This window comes from Streptomyces sp. NPDC013157 (assembly GCF_042899865.1).
Taxonomy (GTDB): domain Bacteria; phylum Actinomycetota; class Actinomycetes; order Streptomycetales; family Streptomycetaceae; genus Streptomyces.
Genome location: NZ_JBIBAK010000001.1, coordinates 890,159 through 908,431, shown reverse-complemented (window position 1 = coordinate 908,431; position 18,273 = coordinate 890,159). Strand labels below are relative to the sequence as shown.

Sequence of the window (18,273 nt, the reverse complement as noted above, 5' to 3'; positions counted from 1 at the left end):
CGGTGCGCGGGCGCGCTGTCGGAGTGGTGGTCCGATCCGGCGGTGGTCCGACGGGCCGCTGACCGGTGGTGCCCACGGTGTCGGCCGAGTCGCGCGGAGGCTTCGGCGCCCTTGCGGGCGGTGCGATGCCGACGGTGCGCGGCGCTCAAAGCCATGTACGGCCGCGCAGGGGGCGCAGTATGAAAACGTGCCGAGCGGGATGACCCGACGGCCCTGTATAGAAATGTGGAACATCGTATAGACTTCCAACGTCCCCGAAGCCGACCCCAACCGCTGGAGCGCCCCCATGGCGACTGTCCCGACCGCCCTCGCCGGCCGCCACTTCCTCAAGGAGCTGGACTTCACCCAGGAGGAGTTTCGGGGGCTGGTCGAGCTGGCCGCCGAACTGAAGGCGGCGAAGAAGGCCGGGGCCGAGACCCAGTACCTGCGCGGGAAGAGCATCGCGCTGGTCTTCGAGAAGACCTCCACCCGCACCCGCTGCGCCTTCGAGGTCGCCGCCGCCGACCAGGGGGCCGCCACCACCTACCTCGACCCGGCCGGCTCGCAGCTCGGGCACAAGGAGTCGGTGAAGGACACCGCCCGGGTCCTCGGCCGCATGTACGACGCGATCGAGTACCGCGGGCACGGCCAGGGCGTCGTCGAGGAGCTGGCCGCGTTCGCCGGCGTGCCCGTCTACAACGGTCTCACCGACGAGTGGCACCCCACCCAGATGCTCGCCGACGTGCTCACCATGACCGAGCACAGCGACAAGCCGCTCACCGACCTCGCCTTCGCCTACCTCGGCGACGCCCGCTACAACATGGGCAACTCCTACCTCGTCACCGGCGCCCTGCTCGGCATGGACGTCCGGATCGTCGCGCCCCGTCTGCTGTGGCCGGACGACACCATCGTCGAGCTGGCCCAGCAGCTGGCCGGCGCGTCCGGCGCCCGGATCACGCTCACCGAGAACGTGAAGGACGGGGTGCGTGACACCGACTTCGTCGCCACCGACGTCTGGGTGTCGATGGGCGAGCCCAAGGAGGTCTGGGACGAGCGCATCGCGCTGCTCGGACCGTACGCCGTCACCATGGACGTGCTCCGTGCCACCGGCAACCCCGACGTGAAGTTCCTGCACTGCCTGCCGGCCTTCCACGACCTCGGTACCGTCGTCGGCCGCGAGATCCACGAGCGGCACGGGCTGACCGAACTGGAGGTCACCGACGAGGTGTTCGAGTCCGAGCACTCGGTCGTCTTCGACGAGGCCGAGAACCGGATGCACACCATCAAGGCCGTGCTGGTGGCCACACTCGCCTGACCAGCCCTGTTCATTGCCCCTATGCTGTGCGGCGGCCCGGCACCACCCCTCGCCGAGGCCGCCGCCGCGACCGACCCCGGATCGCACCCGCACCACCAGAAACGAGCACCACCCGCATGCCCCGCATCAAGTCCCCCCACCTCCTGGTGGCCGAATCAGGCGCCGACCGGGAGGGCCACGGCCTCCGCCGTACCATGGGCCTCTTCCAGCTGATCTGCTTCGGCATCGGAGCGATCGTCGGCACCGGCATCTTCGTCGGCCTCTCCGACTCGGTCGCCCAGGCCGGCCCGGCCGTGGTCGTCTCCTTCGTCCTCGCCGCGGTCACCTGCGTCTTCACCGCCCTGTCCTTCGCCGAGCTGGGCGGCGCGATCCCGGTCTCCGGATCGTCGTACTCCTTCGCCTACGCCGGACTCGGCGAGTCCACCGCGTTCCTGGTCGGCTGGTGCCTGCTCCTGGAGTACGGCATCTCGATCTCGGCCGTCGCGGTCGGCTGGAGCCAGTACGTCAACGAGCTGCTGCACAGCCTCACCGGCCTCCAGCTCCCGCACGCCCTGTCCGCGGGCCCCGGCGACGGCGGTGTCGTGAACCTGCCCGCCGTGATCGTCATCGCGATGGCCGCCGTCCTGCTGGTGCGCGGGGTCCGGGAGAGCGCCCGGGCCACTGCCGCGATGGCGGCCGTGAAGCTGGTCATCCTGCTCGCGTTCTGTGCGATCGGCTTCAGCGCCTTCAAGGACGGCAACCTCGTCCCGTTCTCCCCGGCGGGCCTCGGCGGCATCGGCGCGGGCACCACCGCCGCGTTCTTCTCCTACATCGGCTTCGACGCGATCACCACGGCCGGCGAGGAGGCGAAGAACCCGCGCCGGGACATCCCGGTCGCCATCCTCGTCTGCATGGGCGTGGTCACCCTGCTGTACTGCGCGGTCGCGCTGGCCGCCATCGGCGCCATCGGCGGCGACCGGGTCGCGGGCCGCCCCGCCGCGCTCTCCTACGTCGTCAACCAGGTCACCGGGTCCACGATCGGCGGCGGTGTGATCGCCTTCGGCGCGGTCGTCGCCATCGCCTCGGTCGTCCTCGCGGTGATGTACGGCCAGACCCGCATCCTCATGTCCATGTCCCGGGACGGCCTGATCCCGCGCGTCTTCGAGAAGGTCTCCCCGAAGACCGCCGCGCCCGTCGCGGGCACCCTGATCGTCGCGGCCGTCTTCGCACTGCCGGCGGCCTTCGCCTCGCTGGACGCGGTGATGAACCTGTGTACCATCGGCACTCTCGCGATCATGGCCGTGGTGAACATCGCGGTGATCGCCCTGCGCCGCCGCGAACCGGCCCTCGCCCGCACCTTCCGGGTGCCGCTCTACCCGGTCGCCCCGCTGCTGGGCGTCGGCTTCTGTCTCTACCTGATGTACGAGACCGGGTGGACGACCTGGATCCAGTTCGCCGTCTTCCTGGCCGTGGGCCTGCTGGTCTACGTCGGCTACGGACGCCGGAACTCCACGCTGGCCACCGCCGAGCCGGCTACGCCGGCCGCCACTGACGCGGTACTGCAGGAAGCCTGAACCACACCGCCTTGCCGGACTCGGTGGGGCGGTGCCCGCAGGACGAGCTCAGGGCGCGGATCAGCAGCAGGCCGCGCCCGCCCTCCTGCATGGGGTCGGGCTCCTCGATCACCGGACGGGTGAGATGGCCGGGCGGCGCCGGGTCCGGGTCGTGCACCTCGACCTTGCAGCCCCCCGGCACCAGTTCGACGACCAGCTCTATCGGTCCCTTGCCGGCGGTGTGCTCCACGGCGTTGGCGACCAGTTCCGCCGTGAGCAGTTCGGCGGTGTCGGGGTCGGCCGCGTGGTCCGCCTCCTCCATCGCCGAGCGCACCAGGGCACGGGCGACCGGCACGGCCGCGACGGTGTGCGGCAGCGCGATACGCCACGAGGCGGCGGAAGGTGGTTCGTACACGGCGATTCCGTTCATGGCGCAGGCGATCACTGCTTGTCCTGCTTTCAACTGTAGGAATGGTACGGGTCCCGTCCCGGACGCTGTCGGCGCCCCCCTGACGGGACCTTCGTCCCGGTAACGGGTGGCTTACCCCGCCGATGGGCCCGTCTCCCACGTCCGGCTCCGCTGTTACCGCGTTATTGACGCGCCGTGACCTTGTGACGCGGCACATACGAAAAAGCCCCCGGTTTCCGGGGGCTCTTCCGCAGCAGGAGGGGTCAGCCGAACTCGACCATCCCCGCGGTCAGCGTCGCGCCGTCCGCCGGGTCGATCAGGATGAAGGCGCCGGTACGGCGGGAGACCGCGTAGGCGTCCAGCGGCAGCGGCTCGGCGCTGCGCAGGGTGATCCGGCCCAGGTCGTTGACGGTCAGCTCGGCCGCGCCCCCCAGGTCCCGGACGATCGCCTTGACGGTCCGGGTGGCGTGCTTGAGCAGCACCCGGTCGCCGACCCGGAGCGGCCGGTCGGCCAGATGGCACACGGCCGCCGTCACGTCCTGGGTGAGCACCGGCGTTTCCGGACCCGCGGTGATCATGTCACCGCGCGAGACGTCCCGCTGGTCGGTCAGGCGCACCCCGATGGACTGCGGGGCACGGGCCGCCTCGGCGCCGGCGCCGAGCACGTCGATCGCCGCGACCGTGGAGGTGGCCCCGGACGGGTGCACGGTGACCCGGTCGCCGACCCGCAGCGAGCCCGAGACCAGCTGGCCCGCGTAGTGACGGACGTCACCGTGCCTGATGACGTACTGGACCGGGAAACGGGCCGGGGCGTCGGTGGCGTCGGCGGCCACCGGGACGTTCTCCAGGAACTCCAGGAGCGCCGGGCCGTCGTACCAGTCCATGTGCGCGGAACGGTCGACGACGTTGTCACCCGCCAGCGCCGAGACCGGGATCGCGGTGACCTCGGGGAGCCCCAGCTCGGCGGTCTGGGCGGTGAAGTCGGCGACGATCCGCTCGAACTCGGCCCGCTCGTAGCCGACCAGGTCCATCTTGTTGACGGCCAGGACGACGTGCGGGACACGCAGCAGGGCCGCCACGGCCGCGTGCCGCCGGGTCTGCTCGACGACCCCGTTGCGGGCGTCGACCAGGATGATCGCCAGTTCGGCGGTGGAGGCGCCGGTGACCATGTTGCGGGTGTACTGCACGTGGCCCGGGGTGTCGGCGAGGATGAACCGGCGCTTCGGGGTGGCGAAGTAGCGGTAGGCCACGTCGATGGTGATGCCCTGCTCGCGCTCGGCACGCAGGCCGTCGGTGAGGAGGGCGAGGTCGGGGGTGTCCTGGCCGCGGTTGAGGGAGGCCTGCTCGACGGCCTCCAGCTGGTCGGCGAGGACCGACTTGGAGTCGTGCAGCAGCCGTCCGACGAGGGTGGACTTGCCGTCGTCGACGGAGCCGGCGGTCGCGAACCGCAGGGTGTCGATGGTCGTGCTGGTCATGGCGGTCATGCCTAGAAGTACCCTTCGCGCTTGCGGTCTTCCATCGCGGCCTCGGAGAGCTTGTCGTCGGCACGCGTCGCGCCGCGCTCGGTGAGCCGGGAGGCGGCGATCTCGGCGATCACCTTCTCGATGCTGTCGGCGTCGGAGTCCACCGCGCCCGTGCAGGACATGTCACCGACGGTCCGGTAGCGCACCTGCCGCTTCTCCACGGACTCGTTCTCCCGCGGCCCGCCCCAGTCACCGGCGGTCAGCCACATCCCGCCCCGCATGAAGACCTCGCGGTGGTGGGCGTAGTAGATCTGGGGGAGTTCGATCTCCTCGCGGGCGATGTACTGCCAGACGTCCAGCTCGGTCCAGTTGGAGAGCGGGAAGACGCGGACGTGCTCGCCGGGGGCGTGCCGGCCGTTGTAGAGGTTCCACAGCTCGGGGCGCTGGCGGCGCGGGTCCCACTGGGAGAACTCGTCGCGCAGGGAGAAGACGCGCTCCTTGGCGCGGGCCTTCTCCTCGTCGCGGCGGCCGCCGCCGAAGACGGCGTCGAACTTCTCGCTCTGGATCTTCTCGGTCAGCGGGAGGGTCTGGAGCGGGTTGCGGGTGCCGTCGGGGCGTTCGCGCAGCACACCGCGGTCGATGTAGTCCTGTACGGAGGCCACGTGGAGGCGCAGCCCATGTGCGGCGACCACACGGTCCCGGTATTCGAGGACCTCGGGGAAGTTGTGTCCGGTGTCCACGTGCAGGAGCGAGAAGGGGATCGCGGCCGGGGCGAACGCCTTGAGGGCGAGGTGGAGCATGACGATGGAGTCCTTGCCGCCGGAGAAGAGGATCACCGGCCGTTCGAACTCGCCCGCCACCTCGCGGAAGATGTGGACCGCCTCGGACTCCAGCGCGTCCAGGTGCGACAGCGTGAAGGTGCTCATGCCAGCCCCCGCTCCACCAGCAGCGCGTGCACCGCGTCCGCCGACTCCCGCGGGGTCTGCTCCTGGGTGCGCAGCACCAGCGCCGGATCCGTGGGCGGCTCGTACGGGTCGTCGACGCCGGTCAGCCCGGTCAGCCGGCCCGCGGCCTGCCTGGCGTACAGGCCCTTCACGTCCCGCTCGCTGCACACCTCGACGGGGGTCGCCACATGTACCTCCAGGTACGGCGTCCCGCTCTTCTCGTGCCGGTTGCGGACCGCCTCGCGGCTGTCCGCGTAGGGGGCGATCACCGGGACGACGGAGAGCACGCCGTTGCGTGCGAGCACCTCGGAGACCAGGCCGATGCGCTGCACGTTGGTGTTGCGGTCCGTCCGGGAGAAACCGAGGCCGGCCGAGAGGAAGCGACGGATCTCGTCACCGTCGAGGACCTCCACGCGATGTCCCTCGGCCTTGAGCCGGTCGCCGAGGAGGCGGGCGATCGTCGTCTTGCCCGCGCTCGGCAGCCCCGTCAGCCAGACCGTGGCTCCCTGAGCCCTTGGCGTGGTGGTCATGCGCAACAGACCTCTTCCTTACCTTCTCGGCGAACTCGCGTACGACCCGTCGAAGAGTAGGTAAGAAGTCTGAGAGGAGCGGTTAAGGAACCTGAGGTTTAACTGAGTGACTCCTGGTACGCAAGAGGTCACAGTGCCCTGCAATGAACATTTCACAGAAGGCAGTGTGTTCACGCGGGCGTTCAGGGAGCCGCTTGCAGGCCGGCGAAGGCGCCCCCGGCCTCCCGCAGCCGTTCGTGCAGGGCGCGGAAGACGGCCGCCGCGCGGGTGCCCGGCCAGTCGGCGGGCAGCAGGTTCGTCGGCAGCCCGGGGTCGGTGTACGGCAGGTGGCGCCAGGTGTCGAGGGCGCGGAGGTAGTCGCGGTAGGCGTCCTCGGGCGGGGTGTCGGTGCGGTGCTCCCAGCCGCGCAGCACCGGCTCGTGGGCGTCGAGGAACTGCTCGTGGGCCTTGGCGATGGCGGTCAGGTCCCACCAGCGGGCGACGGCCTCGGTGGTGGGCTGGAAGCCGAGGTGGTCGCCGCGGAAGAAGTCCACGTACGGGTCCAGGCCGAGCCGGCTCAGGGTGTGCCTGGTCTCCTCGAAGAGCCGGGCCGGGGCGATCCACACGCCCGGCGCGGCCGTGCCGAAGCCGAGTCCGGCCAGCCGGGAGCGGAGCACGTGCCGCTTCTGCCGCTCCGACTCGGGCACCGAGAACACCGCGAGCACCCAGCCCTCGTCCTGCCGCGGCGCGGAGGCGTACACCCGGCGGTCGCCGTCGTCGAGCAGCTGCCGTGCCTCCGCGGAGAGCTCGTACCCGGCGGCACCCTGCGCGGTCCGGGCCGGCACCAGCAGCCCGCGCCGTTTCAGCCGGGACACCGACGAACGTACGGAGGGGGCGTCCACGCCCACGGCGGCCAGCAGTCTGATCAGCTCGGCGACGGGCACCGGGCCGGGCAGGAAGCGGCCGTACGCGCCGTAGAGCGTGACGATGAGGGACCTCGGGGCGTGTTGCTCGGGCACGTTGATCATTTTAGGTCCCCGGCATCACTGCTGGTCACCTTCGGTGCACGGCTGAATGAGAGTCAGGATTCCGGGGTCCGTCCCGGATGCCGCGCGCCGGCTGCCGGGGGCCGGGTCAGGCGGCGACGGCGAGGCGCTCGGCCGGGCCGCGGTGCGGCGGGACCACGCTGCCGTCGGCGTGCAGCTCGCCCGTGTCGTCGAAGACGATCGCCCCGTCGCACAGCAGGGCCCAGCCCTGCTCGGGGTGGGCGGCCACGATGTGCGTCAGGCCGCGGTCGGCCGTCGCGCTCGGGGACGGGTGGGAACACATGGCGCACCTCCACGGGTTGCCTTCGGCGCCTTCGCCGGGAGCCATGCCAAGACCATGCTCCCGCCGTGAACGCCGGGGAACCACCTGCCGCGACCTGTGACAACACGCGGACAACTCACGGACGCTTCCACGACGGTCACCGCACGCCCGAGACGGGGAAGGGACCCGGCGGGCCCGGACGGCGGGCCGGGACGCGCCACCGAAGGGGTGACGGTCACGCGATGTGCCCGGGCCGCCCGGTATGCAGGGCTTGCCCCCCATGTTCCGGGAAGGAAGTCATGCCCGTAGCCATGCCCGTACGCCCCGCCCTCGCCGCGGCCCTCGGTTCCGTCGCGCTGCTGTGCGCGGCCGTCGCCCCCGCGACCGCCGCCCCCGAGCCCGCCGCCCCCACCGAGTCCGTCACCGTCGACCCGACCGGCAGTCTCGCCTCCGACGGCACGGTCACCCTCTCCGGCACCTACACCTGCACCGGTGCCACGGGACCGGTCTTCATCAGCTCCTCGATCAGCCAGCAGTCGCCGAACCTCCACCACGGCATCGGCGGCAGCCGGGCCGTGTGCGACGGCACCAAGCACGACTGGAAGAACACCGGCCAGGTCACCACGGAGAAGCTCAAGCCCGGCGCGGCGCACGTCGAGGCCACGATCCTGGAACTGCGCCCCGTGGGCGGCCTGCCGCTGCCGTCCATCCACGCCGTCGCGGAGCGGGACATGACCCTCGTCAAGGCCTGACACGCCCGTCCGAACGGCCGTCGGGTCGGTCGGGCCCCGGCCGCCGGGGCCCGGCCGTTCACCGGGCGAGCGTCTTCCTGATCGCGTCGGTGACCTCGCCCGGCGCCTCCTCCGCCATGAAGTGCCCGCAGGTCACCGTGCGGTGCTCCAGGTCCGGCGCCCAGGCCCGCCACAGGGCACCCGCGTCGTAGCCGAGAGCGGCGCCCCAGTCCTGCTGGAGCACGGTGACCGGCATGCCGAGCACATTTCCGGCGGCCCGGTCGGCCAGGTCGTGCTCGGCGTCGACGCCCGCCGAGGCGCGGTAGTCGGCCACGATCGACGGCACCGCTTCCCGGCAGGCCGCGAGGTAGCCGGCGCGGACGTCTGAGGGGATCGCCCCCGGGTCGCGGGACCACAGGTCGAGGAAGTGACCGAAGAACAGGTCCGGCGCCGCGCCGATCAACTGCTCGGGCAGACCCGGCGGTTGGGCCATGAGGTAGAGGTGGAAGGCCACGGCGGCCGAGGCGCCGTGCAGCACCTCCCACATGTCCGCGGTGGGCAGTACGTCCAGCAGCGCCAGGTGTGTGACGGCGCCAGGACGGTCGAGCCCGGCCCGGAAGGCGACCAGGGCGCCCCGGTCGTGCCCGGCCAGCGCGAAGCGTTCGTGGCCGAGGGCCCGGGCGAGCGCCACGACGTCCGCGGCCATGGTCCGCTTCGAGTACGACGACCCGTCCGCGTCGGCCGGTTTGTCACTGGCGCCGTAGCCGCGCAGGTCCGGGCAGATCACGGTGTGGTCGGCCGCGAGCTCGACGGCCACGTGCCGCCACATCAGGTGGGTCTGGGGGAAGCCGTGGAGGAGGACGACGGGGCTGCCGGTGCCGCCCACGGCCGTGTGCAGGGAGACACCGTCCGCGACCGGGATGCGGTGCTGCTGGAAACCGGGGATGTTCATGCGCCGAGGCTCCCGTGCCCCGATCAGCAGCCGATCAGCAGCACTTACGGTGGGCGGGTGAGCAAGGACGAGGTCGGCTTCGGGGTGCTCGGGCCGGTGACGGCGGACCGCGCCGGTGCCACGCTCGCCCTGAAGGGCCCCAAGCACCGCGCCGTACTGGCCCGGCTGATCGTCGCCCGCAGACGGGTCGTACCCGTCGCCCGGCTGGTCGCCGACCTCTGGGAGGAGCCGCCGCCCGCCGCCGTCGGCGCCGTCCGCACCTTCGTGGGCGATCTGCGGCGCGCCCTCGAACCCGACCGGCCGCCCCGCACCCCGGCCCGGCTGCTGGTCACCGACGGACCCGGCTACGCCCTGCGCGCGGAAGCGGTCGACGCCTGGCGGTTCGAGCAGGCCGTGGAGGCCGCCGCGCAGGAGGAGCCCGCGCGGGCCGCGCACCGGCTGCGGGAGGCGCTGGAGCTGTGGCGGGGACCCGCCTACGCCGAGTTCGCGGACGAGGAGTGGTGCAGGGGCGAGCGCGGCCGGCTCACCGAGCTGCGGCTGCGGGCCGTGGAGCAGCGGGCCGAGGCGTTGCTGGCGGCGGGCCGGGCGGCCGAGGCGGTACCCGACCTGGACGCCCACCTCACCGGGCACCCGTGGCGGGAGGAGGCCTGGCGGCTGCTGGCGCTCGCCCTCTACCGGACCGGCCGCCAGGGCGACGCCCTCGCGGTGCTGCGGCGGGCCCGCGCGACCCTCGCCGGCCGGCTGGGCCTCGACCCGGGCCGGGCCCTGCAGCGGCTGGAGGCCGACGTGCTCGCCCAAGACCCCGGCCTGGACGCGGAACGCGGGGCTACGGCGGCCCGGGTCTGGTCCCGGGCGGCCGAGGCGTACGACCGCAACGTCGCCGCCGGCGCCCGGGCCCGGCTCGAATCGACCGTCGGACTGCTGCGCACCCTCGCGGTGACCGGCTCCGGCGGGCCGGCCGCCGCCCTCGAACACCGGCTCGCGGCGATCACCGCGGCCGAGGAGTCCGGCGACCCGGAACTCACCGCCCGGGTCATCGGCGCCTACGACGTCCCCGCGATCTGGCCCCGGTCCGACGACGAGACGGGCGCCGCCCGCATCGTCCGGGCCGCCGAACAGGCGCTCGTCCGCCTCCCCGCCACCCCCGCCCAGGACGCGGCCCGCTGCCGGCTGCTCGCCACCGTCGCCCTGGAGTCCCGCGGCACCGGATCAGACCGTGCCGTGGCGGCCGCCGCCGAGGCGGAGCACCTCGCCCGCCGCCTGGACGACCCGGCGCTGCTCGCCTTCGCCCTCAACGGCGTCTTCATGCAGTCCTGCACCGGGACCGGCCTCGCCCCGCGCCGCGACGCCGTCGGCACCGAACTGGTCGCCCTCGCCGCCCGGCACGGCCTGGTCACCTACGAGGTGCTCGGCCACCTGATCCGGACGCAGGCCCGCGCCGCCCTCGCCGACTTCGCGACGGCCGACGAACACGCCACGGCGGCGGACCGCCTGGCGGCCCGTCATGAACTGCCGCTGGTCCGGGTGTTCACGGAGGGATACCGGGCACTGCGCCTGGCGGCGACGGGCGGGACAGGGCACGACGGGGGCGGAACCGGTGCCGTCGAGGCCGCCTACCGCGAGGTCGGCCGGCTCCTCGACGGGGCCGGTATGCCCGGGGTGCGCGACGGGCTGCTGCCCTTCGCGCTGCTCTGCCTCCGGCTGACGGGGCGGCCGCACGGTATCCGCGACGCCGTGGACCCGGCCGCCGACTGGGGACCGTACCTCCCCTGGGTCCGGCCCGCGCTCGCCCTCGCCGCCGGTGACGAAACGGCGGCCCGCGACGCGCTGTGCGGGCTGCCCGAGCCTCCTGCCGACCTCGTGCAGGAGGCACTGTGGTGTGTCGCCGCGGCCGTAGCCCTGGCACTCGGCGACCGTCCGGCCCTGCGCCGCTGCCTGTCGTCCCTGCGCCCGGCCGCCGGCCAACTCGCCGGCGCGGGCAGCGGGTTCCTGACGGCCGGGCCGGTGGACGTGTGGCTTACGGCGATCGAGGAGGCTCTCGGCTGAGCGGGCCTCGCGAAGTCAGCTGCGGTTGGACAGCGCCCCGTACGGGGCGCGGGGAACTGCGCGACCAGCCACAACGGCGCCGCGGCCGAACAACGACACACCACGGCACCGCCGGTGCAGCGCCTATGCCGCCAGTTCCTTCCTGATGCGGTCCAGCATGAACGCCGAGGACTCGCGGGCCCGCTCCTCCCAGGCGAAGACGCAGGCGGTGGCGACGCCGTCGAAGTCCAGCTCGCGCAGGGTGCCGAAGAACGCGTCCCAGTCGACCTCGCCCTGGCCGATGTCCAGGTGCTGGTGGACGCGGGCCGCGGTGCCGGGCGGGTTGAGGATGTAGCGCAGCCCGCTGGAGCCCTTGTGGTTGAAGGAGTCCGCGATGTGCACGTGCCGGAGCTTGTCGCCCGCGTAGTTCATCATCGCCGCGATGTCGGCCGTGGGGTCGGCGCCGGAGAGGTGGAAGGAGTGCGGGGCGCAGTACAGGTAGTTCACCCACGGCTTGTTGATCGCGCGGACCAGGTCGACCGCGGGGGTGTTCTCCTCGCAGAAGTCGTCCGGATGCGCCTCCAGGTTGAGGGCGATGCCCTCGCGCTCGAAGAGGGGGAGGAGCTCCTCCAGGGAGCGCCAGAAGGCCGCCTCGCTCTCCGACGCCCGCTCCGGACGGCCGTTGAACTCGCTGTTCATCAGGGGGCATTCGAGATCCGCCGTGATCTCGATCATCCGCTTCCAGTAGCGGACGGCCGCCTGCCGCTCCGTCTCGTCCGGGGACGACCACCTGTACAGCGGGAGGACGGAGGAGAGCTGGACGCGGTGCGTGCGCAGGGAGTTCTTCAGTTCGGCGATCCGGTCGTCGTCCGCGCGCGGATGCAGGAAGAACGGCATGAAGTCGTCGCGCGGCGACAACTCGATGTACTCGTAGCCGAGTTCGGCCACCGTGCGCACCATGTCGCCGATCGGCAGGGCGCGGAACATGTACGGGTCGAGTGCGATCTTCATGCGGTACCTCCGTAGAAGGCCGGGCGGGGCTTGAGGTCGGTGGCGACGACGCTGCCCGACTCCAGGGCCTCGACGGTCGCGGCGGTGATGACGGTGGCGGCGTAGCCGTCCCAGGCGGAGGGGCCGGTGGGCGCGGAGCCCGCCGCCAGGTTGGCGATCCACTCGCGGAACTCGGTGTCGAAGGCGTCCCGGAAGCGGCCCACCCAGTCGGTGAGGACCGCCGTGCTGTGCTGTCCGGCGGTACGGACGCCGACCGCGGCCGGGTCGGGCAGCCGTACCAGGCCCTCCTCGCCGACCGCCTCGCACTGGATGTCGTAGCCGTACCGGCAGTTGACGAAGACCTCCAGGTCGATGCGGACGCCCTTGGCGGTCTCGAAGAGCATGATCTGCGGGTCCTTCAGGTGCTCGGACCGCTTGCTCGTGGCGCGCGGGGTGATCACCTGGGTGGAGACGATCTCGTCGTCGAGGAGCCAGCGCAGCACGTCGACCTCGTGCACGGCCGTGTCCAGCGCGGCCATCGCGGAGGTGTAGGACTCCGGGACGGTCGGGTTGCGGTGGGCGCAGTGCACGATCAGCGGCTCGCCGATGCGGCCGGCGTCGATGACCTGCTTGAGCTGCCGGTAGCCGGCGTCGTAGCGGCGCATGAAGCCGACCTGGACCAGGCGGCGGCCGTGTGCCTGCTCGGCCTCGACGATGCGCAGGCAGTCCTCAGCGGTCGTGGCGAGGGGCTTCTCGCAGAAGACCGGTTTCCCGGCGGCGATCGCGTTCAGCACATGCTCGGCGTGGGTGGGGCCCCAGGAGGTGACGAGTACGGCGTCCACGTCGTCCGCCGCGGCCACGGCCGTCCCGTCGGTCAGCACCCGGGCGCCGACCGGCTCCGCGGCCTCGGCCGCACGGGCCGGGTCGATGTCGGTGACCGCGGTGACACGGGCTCCGGTGACGGTGTGGGTGAGGCGCCGGATGTGCTCGTTGCCGATCCAGCCGGCGCCGATGACGCCTACGCGTACGGTCATGGTCGTCCCTTCAGGGGTCAGGAGAAGCGTGCCCGGAGTTCGGCTTCGAGGGTTTCGAGGGTGCGGCCCCTGGTCTCGGGGACGTGGAGCTTCACGAAGGTGAGCGAGAGGATCCCCGCCACGACGAAGAGGAAGAAGGTGCCGGAGATCCCGACGGCGGAGACCAGCGACGGGAGGACCAGGCCGATCACGAAGTCGGCCAGCCACAGCACCACGGCCGCGACGCCCATCCCCTGATGACGCCGGTGTCGTAGCCGCCTCCTCACCGGTCGCGGGCGGGGCGACGGGTACCCGACAGGCCGTGGCCGTTCAGGTACTCGCGCGTGCTGGTGGCGATGGGCAGCGGCACCTCGGGGTCGCACGGGTACAGGTCCTGCTCGACGATCACGAACAGCTCGGCGTCGAGCGCGGCCAGTTCGGCGATCACGTCGGCGGGGTTCGGTACTCCGGCGGGCGGCGAGACGCAGACGCCCCGCTTGACGGCCTCGCCGAAGCCGAGGTCCTCCGCCGCGACCTGGGCGAGGACCGCCGGGTCCATCTGCTTGATGTGGACGTAGCCGACGCGCTCGCCGAAGCGGCGGATCAGGCCGACGTTGTCCCCGCCGCCGTAGGCGACGTGCCCGGTGTCCAGGCACAGGTTCGTGTACCGGCCGTCGGACTCGTTCAGCAGTCGCTCGATCTCCGGCTGGGTCTGGATGTGGCTGTCGGCGTGCGGGTGGACGACGAGGCGTACGTCGTACTCGTCGAGGAGCAGCCGGCCCAGCCGGTCGGCGGCCTTGCCGAAGCCCGCCCACTGCGCGGCGGTCAGTTCGGGCGACTCGGTGAACGCGCCGGTCTTCTCGTCCCGGTACATGGGCGGGATGAGGACCAGGTGGTGGGCGCCCGCGGCCTGGGTCAGCGTGGCCACCCGGCGGACATGGGCGAGCATCTCGTCCCAGGCCTCGGGGCGGTGCAGCGCGCCGAACGCGGTGCCGCCGGAGACCTTGAGTCCGCGGGCGTCGAGCTCTTCCTTCAGCCGCCGCGGGTCGGTGGGGAGGTAGCCGTAGGGGCCGAGCTCGAACCACTGGTAGCCGGCCTGTTTCAGTTCGTCGAGGAAGCGGGTGTACGGCACCTGGTGCTCGTCCTCGGGGAACCAGATGCCCCAGGAGTCGGGGGCGGAGCCGAGGCACAGGTTGCCGGCGGTGGTGCGGAGGGCGGTTGGCGCCGTTGCCATGGCGTGTCCTTCGGGGGAGGGAGGGGGCCGTGCCGCGTGAGACGGGCCTTTGTCGCGCTCTACTAGCGCGCTCTAGTGCGAGTACGATGACCCCTGTCCGAATGTCATGTCAATACCTGTTGCGGGAGGATTTCCGGGAGATCCCCGGGGCAGGGCCTAGGGTTGGCTCCGTCGAAGGGTGGGTGTGCAGGTGGATGGAGTGGGCAGGCAGCGGCCGACGATGTCCGACGTCGCCGACCGGGCGGGTGTCTCCCGGGCGCTGGTGTCGATCGTGTTCCGCAACCAGCCGGGCGCGAGCCAGGAGACGCGCGAGCGGGTGCTGCGGGTCGCAGACGAGATCGGTTACCGCCCCGACAGTGCGGCCCGGCTGCTCGCCCGGGGCCGCAGCCGCACCCTCGGCGTGATGTTCACCGTCCACCAGACCTTCCACACCGACCTCATCGAGGGCGTCTACCCGGAGGCCGAACGGCTCGGCTACGACGTGCTGCTCTCCGCCGCCGCCCGGGGCCGCAGCGAGGAGAAGGCGGTCGAGGCGCTGCTCGGCCACCGCTGCGAGGCGCTGATCCTGCTCGGCCCGGACGCGGAACCCGGCTACCTGGACGAACTCGGCCGGCGCGTCGTGACGGTGTCGGTCAGCCGCCGGGTGCCGCGGGCCCGGGTGGACTTCGTGCACAGCGCGGAGAGCAAGGGCGTCCGGCAGGCCATGGACTACCTGGTCGAGCTCGGCCACCGCAGGATCGTCCACATCGACGGCGGCCGGGGCCCCGGATCGGCCGAGCGGCGGCGCTCCTACCGGGCCGCGATGCGCCGGCACGGTCTGGAGCCGGAGATCCGGGTGATACCCGGGGCGCACACCGAGCAGTCCGGCATCGAGACCGGACGGCTGCTGCTCGCCGAACGCGACCGCGGGCTGCCGCTGCCGACGGCGGTGCTGGCGGGCAACGACCGTTGCGCGATGGGCGTGCTGATGGCCATGACCCGAGGCGGTGTCGAGGTGCCGGGGGACCTCTCCGTGGTCGGCTTCGACGACAGTCATCTCTCCCACCTCATGCCGGTCGGCCTCACCACCGTCCGCCAGGACGCGCGGCTGATGGCCGAGTACGCGGTGCGGTTCGCCGTGGAGCGGCTGGAGGAACCCGAACTGGAGCCGCGGGAAGCGGTGCTGGACCCGAAACTGGTGGTGCGGGGCACGACCGGGCCGCCCCCTTCAGGGGACGGCCCGCTCGACCCGCTGATCGCCGACTGAACGTCAGCGGGTGCCGTTGGCGGCGAACTTGGCGATCGAGCCGGCGTTGTCCTTGGTGACGAACGCGGGGCCGGTCAGGACGGGGGCGGTGCCGCCGCCGCTGTAGTTGCCGTTGTTCTTGTAGAGCCACAGGGAGTCGACGGCGAGGTAGCCCTGGAGGTAGGGCTGCTGGTCGACCGCGAACTCGACGGAGCCGTTCTGGACGGCGGACACCAGGTCTTTGTTGAGGTCGAAGGTGGCGACCTCGGCCTTGCTGCCGGCGTCCTTGACGGACTGGATGGCGGTCAGGGCGATCGGGGCGCCCAGCGTGACGACCTGGTCGATCGAGGAGTCCTGCTGGAGCTTGGCCGTGATGGTGGACTTGACCGAGGGCATGTCGGTGCCGTTGACGTAGATCTTGTCGGTCTTGCCCTTGAAGCCCTTGGCCAGGCCAGCGCAGCGGGCTTCGAGGGCGACCTGGCCCTGGGCCTGCACGACGCACAGGGCGTGCTTGGCGCCCAGCTGGTTGAGGCGCTGCCCGAAGGCCTCACCCGCGATGTTCTCGTCCTGGCCGAAGTACTCCAGCATGCCGAGCTTCTTCCAGGCGTCCAGACCGGAGTTGAAGCCGACGACCGGGATGTTCGCGGCCCTGGCCTTGGTCACCACCGCCTTCAGGGCGTCGGGCGTGGCCGCGGTCAGGGCGATGCCGTCGACCTTCTGGTCGATCGCGTTCTGCACCAGGTTGGCCTGGTTGGCGGCGCTCGGGTCGGCGGAGTAGACCAGCTTGATGTTGTCCTTCGCGGCGGCCGCGGCGGCGCCCTTGCGGATCAGGTCCCAGAAGGTGTCGCCGGGCTGGGCGTGGGTGATCATGGCCACCGTCATGCGGGGCGTGGACGCCTTGCCGGCGGACGCGGCGGCGCCGCTGTCCTGGGACTTCTTGCCGCCGGAGCTGCTGGAGCAGCCCGCGGCGAGCAGGACGCCCGCGAGAACGGTGGCGGCCATGGCGGCGGCTCGGTGGTTTCTGTGCATGTCCCTTGCACCTCGCTGTGCGGTCTGGGTCGGCTCTGGAGAGCGGAAGGAGCCGGCGGTGAAACGGGGAAGGCGGGCGCTCCGGCGCCGGGCTGACGGTCGATGAGTCAGGGATCACCACCGCCGTCGCGACGGCGACAGCGGTGGCCCGCCGGCGGTGGGGGCTCGGCACCGGTGGCCGACCGGATGCCTCGCACAGGCGGGAGTGGAGCTCCGTGCCGACGGCCAGAGGGTGCGGCCGACGGCGGCTGGTTCTGTGCTAGAGCGCTTTATTAGCGCGCTCTAGTGACACGTACTATGGGGCGGCCTCCAGGGGATGTCAATCACTTTGTCATGACGTTCCAACAAATCCCGGAGGCTGTCCGTGCAGCTCGCCGACGGCCCGGAGGCCGGGCGCCGGGCGCCGGGAGCGGCGGACGGCGACATGTCGGCCGGTGTGGCGGAGACCGGTGTGCCCTGCCGCTCCGAGGCGCGGTGCGGCTCGTAGTGTGGAGCCATGGGCGACGGCACGGTGACGCTGTTCCTGTGCGGGGATGTGATGCTCGGGCGCGGTGTCGACCAGATCCTCGCGCGGCCCGGTGATCCGGCGCTGCGGGAGGACTACGGCGGGGACGCCCGGTCCTACGTTCGCCTGGCGGAGTCGGCGGGCGGCCCGATCCCCGCTCCCGTCGCCCCGTGCTGGCCGTGGGGCGAGGCACTGCGGCTGCTGGAGGAGGTCGCGCCGGACGCGAGAGTGCTGAATCTGGAGACGTCGGTGACGCGCAGCGACGCGTTCGCACCGGGGAAAGCGGTCCACTACCGCATGCACCCGGACAACCTGCCCGCACTCACCGTCGCCCGGCCCGATGTCTGTGTCCTGGCCAACAACCACGTGCTCGACTTCGGCCGCACCGGCCTGACGGAGACGCTCGCCTCGTTGGACCGTGCCGGAGTGCGAACGGCCGGCGCCGGACGCAACGCCCCGGAGGCGTACGCGCCGGCCGCGGTCCCCCTCCGCGACGGCCGCCGCCTCCTGGTCTTCGCCCTGGGGACGGGGTCCAGCGGCATCCCGGCCGACTGGGCGGCGACCGAGGACCGGCCGGGTGTCGCATTCGTTCCCGAGTTGTCGGCCTCGTCGGCGGCGGAGGTGGTCACGGCCGTGCGCCGGGCGCGGGGCGCCGGCGACCTCGTGGTCGTGTCCGTGCACTGGGGCTCCAACTGGGGCTACCTCGTCCCCCGGAGCCAGGTCCGCTTCGCGCACGCCCTCGTGGACGGCGGCGTGGACGTCGTCCACGGGCACTCCTGTCACCATCCCCGCCCCGTCGAGGTGTACCGGGGCCGGCTGATCCTGTACGGCTGCGGCGACTTCATCGACGACTACGAGGGGATCACCGGCTACGAGGAGTATCGCGACGACCTCCGTCTCGCCCACCTCGTCACGCTGGCCCCGGACACGGGCGGGCTCACCGGCCTGCGGATGGTGCCGTTCCAGGTCCGGCGGCTGCGGCTGGAGCCCGCCCCGGCCGAGGACCGAGGCTGGCTGTGCCACACTCTCGACCGGATCAGCCACGGTGTGCACATCACCTTGGCGCCCGACGGCGCCCTGACCCTGGGGGGCGGGGAGCCGGGCGTCTGA

General features: G+C 72.2%; 18 protein-coding genes and 1 pseudogene. 7 read left to right on the top strand and 12 right to left on the bottom strand.

Annotated elements, in window-relative coordinates:
- Positions 1-286: 286 nt before the first annotated feature.
- Together argF and ACFY6U_RS04040 are read left to right on the top strand one after the other, a co-directional pair.
- Entirely contained in the window at positions 287-1,294 is a 1,008-nt protein-coding gene (gene argF / locus ACFY6U_RS04045) for an ornithine carbamoyltransferase (RefSeq protein ID WP_390034949.1), read from the top strand.
- A 116-nt stretch (positions 1,295-1,410) separates the two neighbouring features.
- Positions 1,411-2,847 carry an amino acid permease gene (locus tag ACFY6U_RS04040; protein WP_390034948.1) on the top strand — a complete coding sequence of 479 codons (1,437 nt, stop codon included), beginning with the start codon at positions 1,411-1,413 and terminating at the stop codon, positions 2,845-2,847.
- Here ACFY6U_RS04040 and ACFY6U_RS04035 read toward each other — a convergent pair.
- The 6 genes from ACFY6U_RS04035 to ACFY6U_RS04010 all read right to left on the bottom strand — a co-directional run bounded on the left by ACFY6U_RS04035 (position 2,807) and on the right by ACFY6U_RS04010 (position 7,480).
- Positions 2,807-3,256 carry an ATP-binding protein gene (locus tag ACFY6U_RS04035; protein WP_390034947.1) on the bottom strand — a complete coding sequence of 150 codons (450 nt, stop codon included), beginning with the start codon at positions 3,254-3,256 and terminating at the stop codon, positions 2,807-2,809. The two genes, ACFY6U_RS04040 and ACFY6U_RS04035, sit on opposite strands and share 41 nt — an antisense overlap.
- A gap of 242 nt (positions 3,257-3,498) precedes the next feature.
- Complete coding sequence (locus tag ACFY6U_RS04030; RefSeq protein ID WP_390034946.1) at positions 3,499-4,710, bottom strand: sulfate adenylyltransferase subunit 1; 1,212 nt, start codon at positions 4,708-4,710, stop codon at positions 3,499-3,501.
- A gap of 11 nt (positions 4,711-4,721) precedes the next feature.
- Positions 4,722-5,624, bottom strand: coding sequence for a sulfate adenylyltransferase subunit CysD (gene cysD, locus ACFY6U_RS04025; protein ID WP_390034945.1), 903 nt, complete (start codon positions 5,622-5,624; stop codon positions 4,722-4,724).
- The gene (gene cysC, locus ACFY6U_RS04020) at positions 5,621-6,172 is read right to left on the bottom strand and encodes an adenylyl-sulfate kinase (RefSeq protein ID WP_390034944.1); all 552 of its coding nucleotides are present in this window, start codon (positions 6,170-6,172) and stop codon (positions 5,621-5,623) included. Before cysC ends, cysD begins: the two co-directional genes overlap by 4 nt.
- A 182-nt stretch (positions 6,173-6,354) precedes the next feature.
- Entirely contained in the window at positions 6,355-7,179 is an 825-nt protein-coding gene (locus ACFY6U_RS04015) for a PaaX family transcriptional regulator C-terminal domain-containing protein (protein WP_390034943.1), read from the bottom strand.
- Between the two features lie 106 nt (positions 7,180-7,285).
- Positions 7,286-7,480, bottom strand: a complete 195-nt coding sequence (locus tag ACFY6U_RS04010) for a DUF5999 family protein (RefSeq protein WP_390034942.1) — start codon at positions 7,478-7,480, stop codon at positions 7,286-7,288.
- Positions 7,481-7,770: 290 nt separating this feature from the next.
- Between ACFY6U_RS04010 and ACFY6U_RS04005 the strand changes: the two genes are divergently transcribed.
- Positions 7,771-8,211: a DUF6299 family protein gene (locus ACFY6U_RS04005; RefSeq protein WP_390035199.1), complete on the top strand. Its 441-nt coding sequence runs from the start codon at positions 7,771-7,773 to the stop codon at positions 8,209-8,211.
- Between the two features lie 58 nt (positions 8,212-8,269).
- Here the strand turns inward: ACFY6U_RS04005 and ACFY6U_RS04000 are convergent, their stop codons facing one another.
- On the bottom strand, positions 8,270-9,142 hold the full coding sequence (locus ACFY6U_RS04000; RefSeq protein ID WP_390034941.1) for an alpha/beta fold hydrolase: 873 nt from the start codon (positions 9,140-9,142) through the stop codon (positions 8,270-8,272).
- A gap of 57 nt (positions 9,143-9,199) precedes the next feature.
- On the opposite strand from ACFY6U_RS04000, the gene ACFY6U_RS03995 reads away from it, so the two are divergent.
- Positions 9,200-11,188: a BTAD domain-containing putative transcriptional regulator gene (locus ACFY6U_RS03995; RefSeq protein WP_390034940.1), complete on the top strand. Its 1,989-nt coding sequence runs from the start codon at positions 9,200-9,202 to the stop codon at positions 11,186-11,188.
- 123 nt (positions 11,189-11,311) lie between these two features.
- Here the strand turns inward: ACFY6U_RS03995 and ACFY6U_RS03990 are convergent, their stop codons facing one another.
- From ACFY6U_RS03990 to ACFY6U_RS03975, 4 genes and pseudogenes are all read right to left on the bottom strand, one after another.
- Positions 11,312-12,178 (bottom strand): sugar phosphate isomerase/epimerase family protein, encoded by an 867-nt coding sequence (locus tag ACFY6U_RS03990; protein WP_390034939.1) that lies wholly within the window; start codon positions 12,176-12,178, stop codon positions 11,312-11,314.
- Entirely contained in the window at positions 12,175-13,191 is a 1,017-nt protein-coding gene (locus tag ACFY6U_RS03985; RefSeq protein ID WP_390034938.1) for a Gfo/Idh/MocA family oxidoreductase, read from the bottom strand. Before ACFY6U_RS03985 ends, ACFY6U_RS03990 begins: the two co-directional genes overlap by 4 nt.
- Positions 13,192-13,208: 17 nt before the next feature.
- Positions 13,209-13,424, bottom strand: a pseudogene (locus ACFY6U_RS03980) (MFS transporter); the annotation flags it as partial.
- Positions 13,425-13,453: 29 nt separating this feature from the next.
- The gene (locus ACFY6U_RS03975) at positions 13,454-14,404 is read right to left on the bottom strand and encodes a TIM barrel protein (protein WP_390034937.1); all 951 of its coding nucleotides are present in this window, start codon (positions 14,402-14,404) and stop codon (positions 13,454-13,456) included.
- 220 nt (positions 14,405-14,624) lie between these two features.
- Here ACFY6U_RS03975 and ACFY6U_RS03970 point away from each other — a divergent pair, with 220 nt between their 5' ends.
- Positions 14,625-15,650 (top strand): LacI family DNA-binding transcriptional regulator, encoded by a 1,026-nt coding sequence (locus tag ACFY6U_RS03970; RefSeq protein ID WP_390035198.1) that lies wholly within the window; start codon positions 14,625-14,627, stop codon positions 15,648-15,650.
- Positions 15,651-15,653: 3 nt separating this feature from the next.
- On the opposite strand, the gene ACFY6U_RS03965 is transcribed toward ACFY6U_RS03970, so the two are convergent.
- Positions 15,654-16,658 (bottom strand): substrate-binding domain-containing protein, encoded by a 1,005-nt coding sequence (locus ACFY6U_RS03965; RefSeq protein ID WP_390034936.1) that lies wholly within the window; start codon positions 16,656-16,658, stop codon positions 15,654-15,656.
- Positions 16,659-17,022: 364 nt separating this feature from the next.
- Between ACFY6U_RS03965 and ACFY6U_RS03960 the strand changes: the two genes are divergently transcribed.
- Together ACFY6U_RS03960 and ACFY6U_RS03955 are read left to right on the top strand one after the other, a co-directional pair.
- On the top strand, positions 17,023-17,145 hold the full coding sequence (locus ACFY6U_RS03960; RefSeq protein ID WP_390034935.1) for a hypothetical protein: 123 nt from the start codon (positions 17,023-17,025) through the stop codon (positions 17,143-17,145).
- Positions 17,146-17,154: 9 nt separating this feature from the next.
- On the top strand, positions 17,155-18,273 hold the full coding sequence (locus ACFY6U_RS03955) for a CapA family protein (protein WP_390034934.1): 1,119 nt from the start codon (positions 17,155-17,157) through the stop codon (positions 18,271-18,273).

Excerpts from the sequence above, each read along its gene's own strand:
- ACFY6U_RS04010 (WP_390034942.1), bottom strand. The coding sequence starts at position 7,480 with ATGTGTTCCCACCCGTCCCCGAGCGCGACGGCCGACCGCGGCCTGACG.
- ACFY6U_RS03975 (WP_390034937.1), bottom strand. The coding sequence starts at position 14,404 with ATGGCAACGGCGCCAACCGCCCTCCGCACCACCGCCGGCAACCTGTGC.
- ACFY6U_RS04000 (WP_390034941.1), bottom strand. The coding sequence starts at position 9,142 with ATGAACATCCCCGGTTTCCAGCAGCACCGCATCCCGGTCGCGGACGGT.
- ACFY6U_RS04005 (WP_390035199.1), top strand. The coding sequence starts at position 7,771 with ATGCCCGTACGCCCCGCCCTCGCCGCGGCCCTCGGTTCCGTCGCGCTG.
- ACFY6U_RS03990 (WP_390034939.1), bottom strand. The coding sequence starts at position 12,178 with ATGAAGATCGCACTCGACCCGTACATGTTCCGCGCCCTGCCGATCGGC.
- cysC (WP_390034944.1), bottom strand. The coding sequence starts at position 6,172 with ATGACCACCACGCCAAGGGCTCAGGGAGCCACGGTCTGGCTGACGGGG.
- ACFY6U_RS04040 (WP_390034948.1), top strand. The coding sequence starts at position 1,411 with ATGCCCCGCATCAAGTCCCCCCACCTCCTGGTGGCCGAATCAGGCGCC.
- ACFY6U_RS03985 (WP_390034938.1), bottom strand. The coding sequence starts at position 13,191 with ATGACCGTACGCGTAGGCGTCATCGGCGCCGGCTGGATCGGCAACGAG.
- ACFY6U_RS04015 (WP_390034943.1), bottom strand. The coding sequence starts at position 7,179 with ATGATCAACGTGCCCGAGCAACACGCCCCGAGGTCCCTCATCGTCACG.
- argF (WP_390034949.1), top strand. The coding sequence starts at position 287 with ATGGCGACTGTCCCGACCGCCCTCGCCGGCCGCCACTTCCTCAAGGAG.
- ACFY6U_RS03955 (WP_390034934.1), top strand. The coding sequence starts at position 17,155 with ATGGGCGACGGCACGGTGACGCTGTTCCTGTGCGGGGATGTGATGCTC.
- ACFY6U_RS03970 (WP_390035198.1), top strand. The coding sequence starts at position 14,625 with ATGTCCGACGTCGCCGACCGGGCGGGTGTCTCCCGGGCGCTGGTGTCG.
- ACFY6U_RS03965 (WP_390034936.1), bottom strand. The coding sequence starts at position 16,658 with ATGCACAGAAACCACCGAGCCGCCGCCATGGCCGCCACCGTTCTCGCG.
- cysD (WP_390034945.1), bottom strand. The coding sequence starts at position 5,624 with ATGAGCACCTTCACGCTGTCGCACCTGGACGCGCTGGAGTCCGAGGCG.
- ACFY6U_RS04035 (WP_390034947.1), bottom strand. The coding sequence starts at position 3,256 with ATGAACGGAATCGCCGTGTACGAACCACCTTCCGCCGCCTCGTGGCGT.
- ACFY6U_RS04030 (WP_390034946.1), bottom strand. The coding sequence starts at position 4,710 with ATGACCAGCACGACCATCGACACCCTGCGGTTCGCGACCGCCGGCTCC.